The following is a 4,376-nucleotide window of genomic DNA, read 5'->3' on the forward strand; positions in this document are numbered from 1 at the left end:
GTGTTCCTTGAACAGAACAATCTGCGTGAACGTTTCGCCGCGCTGCCGGACGGCGGTCGACTGGTCATTGGCGAGACCGGTTTTGGTACCGGATTGAATTTCCTGTGCGCCTGGCAACTGTTTGAACAGCACGCGCTGGCCGGTGCCCGACTGCATTTTGTCAGCGTCGAAAAATACCCGCTGAGCTTGCCTGATCTGCAACGGGCCCTGGCGTTATGGCCAGAACTCAAACGGTTCGCCGATCCATTGCTCGCGCAGTACGTAGCGATCCATCAAGGTTTCCAGCGACTGATCCTCGACAACGGCCGGGTGACACTGACCTTGCTGATCGGCGATGCATTGGAGCTGCTGCCGCAATTGGACGCGCAGGTTGACGCCTGGTTTCTCGACGGTTTCGCCCCGGCGAAAAACCCCGACATGTGGACCGCCGAACTGTTCGCCGAGCTGGCACGGCTGGCAGCGCCCGGTTCGACCATCAGCACGTTCACCAGCACCGGTTGGGTRCGCCGGCTGTTGAACGCGGCAGGCTTCAAGATGAAGCGCACACCGGGCATTGGCCACAAGTGGGAAATCCTGCGGGGTGTGTTCCTTGGTTGGCCCGAAGACGCCGAGGCCCCCGTTGCTGCAAAACCCTGGTTTGCTCGACCGACAGCATTGACCGGTGAACGTCGAGCCTTGGTAATCGGCGCCGGCCTGGCCGGTTGCACTACAGCCGCCAGCCTCGCCACGCGGGGATGGCAGGTCAGTCTGCTGGAGCGTCATGACGCGCTGGCCCAAGAAGCCTCGGGCAACCCTCAAGGCGTTCTTTACCTCAAGCTTTCCGCGCATGGCACTGCATTGTCTCAGTTGATCGTCAGTGGATTTGGCCACACCCGGCGCCTATTGGAGCATTTGCAGCGCGGTGTCGACTGGGACGATTGCGGCGTGCTGCAACTGGCCTTCAACGCCAAGGAAGCGCAACGTCAGGCGCAACTGGCGGCGGCGTTTCCCGAAGATCTTCTACAGGTGCTGGATCGGGAAAACGCCGAGATTCAGGCCGGTATCGCGCTGCAATCAGGCGGTCTGTTTTACCCCGAGGGCGGCTGGGTGCATCCGCCCGCCCTGTGCCACTGGCAAGCGACGCACCCGAATATCCAGGTGTTTACCCATCACGATGTGCTGGAGTTGCGCCGTGTCGACGGGCATTGGCAAGCCTGGGATGGCAAATCATTATTAGTTGAAGCACCCGTGGTGGTCCTCGCCGGCGCCGCCGAGATCAAGCGCTTCCCGTACAGCAGCGAACTGCCGCTCAAACGTATTCGCGGGCAAATCACTCGCCTGCAACAGACACCTGAGAGCCAAAGCCTGAGCACCGTGGTCTGCGCCGAAGGTTATGTCGCCCCGGCTCGATTGGGTGAGCACACGCTGGGCGCCAGTTTCGATTTCAACAACGATGACCTGACACCAACAGCGGCCGAACATGCCGGTAACCTGCACATGCTCGAAGAAATTTCGCAGGACCTGGTTACTCGGCTCGGCGCAGGTACCTTGCAGCCTGAAGCACTTGAAGGTCGCGCAGCGTTTCGCTGCACCAGCCCGGATTACTTGCCGATTGTCGGCCCCTTGGCCGATAGCCAGGCGTTCGCCGACGCCTACATCGCGCTGAGCAAGGATGCCCGGCAAACCCCGGACATCCCTTGCCCTTGGCTGGACGGTTTGTACGTCAACAGCGGCCATGGTTCACGAGGGCTGATCACCGCGCCGTTGTCGGGCGAGTTGCTGGCTGCGTGGCTGGATGACGAACCACTGCCGTTGCCCAGAGCAGTGGCCGAAGCCTGTCATCCGAACCGTTTTGCCATGCGGCGTTTGATCCGGGGTAAATGAAACCGCTCAACTATCATCCAGAGAGCAAATGTTCAGCTCCACCATTTTCATGACATCCTGGGTCAAGCGCTCGAAAACGGCATTTTCTGCAGTTTCTTTTTCCGCCTTGATCACCGAGATCTGACTGAGATAATCGGCCGTGGTCAGACTCTCGGCCTTTTCAAATACCACTTGCAACTTTGCCGGATACGTCTCGTTGACCGAAACAAATTTCCGCGGGTAATGGCGGCTCAGATAATCCGTCCAGAACGGCTGGCGAATCAAGAATTGCTTCAATTGTTGAGACAGCTCCGCGTTTTTTATCGTGTCCTCTGCCCTGTCGAGGTCCGCCTGTTTCACCCCGCTCAACGAGGCATAGCGCATGTGCGTGGGTTGCCCCGGCAAGTCCAGCTTCTTGGCCAACCCTGTTCGATAGGCGAGACTGACTTCCAGTGGATCAGTCGTGGGGGCCTTCTTGATGTGGCTTTGAGCAAGTTTCTCCAGTTCCTCAAGCCGAAACAGACCGCGCCCCAGCTTCAACAAACCTGTTGCCGTAGAACGCACATTCCCGATGGGATTGATCGCCTTGTCCACCTCCATCGCCACTTCCAGATGGCTGAAATTCAGTGCCGCCGAGTCCGTGCAGTTGATCGGGTTGGCCGCAAGATTGAATACCTGATCGCGTAACGCTGTATCCGCCTGGGTGGCATCCAGTACGCTCCAGACTCGTCGGGTCATGTCCTCGCGCACGTATTCGGCATCGGCGGTGTCACCCAACTCGGCCAGCAATCGAAACATTCCATCGCTCGCAGGGTCATCCTTGAATGCCGTCCATGTAGCAGTCCGCGCCGTTGACGCCCATTCATCCGGCAACCAGAGTTCCCGCGCCTTTTGCTCATTCAAGCGGGCAATGTCGTCTTCGAGATAGCCCATGCCGACGCCGACCCGTTCACGAAATTGCTTGAGCTGGGTCTGGCTTTTGTCCGAAAGCGGGTTTTGCCGAATGTTGAGTGTTTCGCTGAACCGCCGGGTGCTGCCGAACAACCACTCTGGCAGATCCTTGATCTCGTTTTCGCGCAGGTCAACCCGGTCCAGATTGGGTAATCGCGCCAGGTTTTTCGGTATTTCGGTGGCACGGGTGTCCCGCAATGACAGATACCGCAGATCAAACATCCTACCGACATCCAGCGTTGCGCCAAGTCGCTGGTTGGCGCTCAGGTTGAGGGTTTCGAGGGATCGCATTCCGTTCAATTTCTTCAAGGTCTGCTCGGTCAATTGCAGATCGTTGCTCGCCAGGCTGAGGTGTTTGAGCGCCGGCATCTGCGAAAGAGCTTCCGGCACCAGGGTCAGCTTGTTGGTGCCCAGTTCCAGGGACTCCAGGTTTTTGAACGCCTTGAGGAAATACGCTACATCGTTATCCAGTTCCATGTTTTGGAGAGACAGATATTGCACGTGTTCAAAGGTGATTTCTGGTGGCAGGATCGGRAGCTTGCCGACGCGCATCTTGTCCAGCCTCAAACCCGGCACCGACACGTCCTTTTCATTACGCATGAAGAACAGGCGCCGCCAACTGTTCTCCAGGGTGGAGGACACTTGCTGACGATTCTGGCGCCGCTCACTCAGGCTCTCGGTCGCCGATAACCGACCGGTCTCATCCGCGCGCCAGGTACTGAGTACACCTCGCAGCTTTTTCAGTGCTTGTTGTCGAGTTTTGATCGCCCTGGCCCGTGTCAGGTGGTCGCTGCCCAACTCGTCGAGAAACATCCGGGCCTGCGCATCGGTAAACAGCGGGTACAGTTTGATGACCTTGCGAACCAGCGCTCGAGGGTGGGTCGAGTCGGGCACCGGTTCATCTGCTCGCAGGCAGTCTCCAGGCGAAGGCGACTCCTCGATAGCCGCGCCTGAGAACAGCCGCTCAGTGACGGCCCTGTCCTCAACACCCTTGCCCAGCAAATCGTCACACAAGCGCCAGGCGTCACTGTCGTCAATTCCGGTAATGCCCATGGCGGTGCGTTTTTCTACGGGAATCGCGCGCAGGATCGCGCCGTAGAGGCTGTTTGACCCCGAAGCAACCCCAAGCGATTTCCCGTCGCTACCAAAGGCTTCGTGACCGCTCATGGTATTGATTATTACCCGCTTGAGCATTGCGTCTTCGTTACCGACACTGACCGACAACGTGCCGGCAATTGAACCTTCGCGGAGCTCAATCCGCACATCATTGCTCCAGCCACGCAGACGGGAAAGCAACTGCACAGCGAGTTTTCGCGTGTCAGCCTCGGCAATTTCAGATCGAGTAGGAGGCGGATTTACATCCGCCGTCCTCTCACACCACCGTACGTACGGATCCGTATACGGCGGTTCAAGCTATGCGGCTAAGCCGGTTTATCGTATCCAGTACCGAGACCAACCCAAGTTGATCCCATAGCTTCTTCGGCAGCGCCTGATTCATATGAGATGCTCCCGAGCTCCACCATGGGCCTCGGCCATTGAAGGCTGATTTGCAGGCGCGAGCTTCGCTAAGCCCCAGGCGCATC

General features: G+C 58.4%; 2 protein-coding genes and 1 pseudogene. 1 reads left to right on the forward strand and 2 read right to left on the reverse strand.

Annotated elements, in window-relative coordinates; genetic code table 11:
- On the forward strand, window positions 1–1,863 hold a 1,863-nt coding region (gene mnmC, locus AC1DRJ_RS20035), incomplete at its 5' end, for a bifunctional tRNA (5-methylaminomethyl-2-thiouridine)(34)-methyltransferase MnmC2/FAD-dependent 5-carboxymethylaminomethyl-2-thiouridine(34) oxidoreductase MnmC1 (RefSeq protein WP_477803677.1).
- 6 nt (window positions 1,864–1,869) lie between these two features.
- On the opposite strand, the gene AC1DRJ_RS20040 is transcribed toward mnmC, so the two are convergent.
- Together AC1DRJ_RS20040 and AC1DRJ_RS20045 are read right to left on the reverse strand one after the other, a co-directional pair.
- Window positions 1,870–4,095, reverse strand: coding sequence for an NEL-type E3 ubiquitin ligase domain-containing protein (locus AC1DRJ_RS20040; RefSeq protein ID WP_477803678.1), 2,226 nt, complete (start codon window positions 4,093–4,095; stop codon window positions 1,870–1,872).
- A gap of 106 nt (window positions 4,096–4,201) precedes the next feature.
- Window positions 4,202–4,376 (reverse strand): annotated as a pseudogene (locus AC1DRJ_RS20045) (group II intron reverse transcriptase/maturase); the annotation flags it as partial.

This window comes from Pseudomonas sp. P5_B2 (assembly GCF_056400445.1).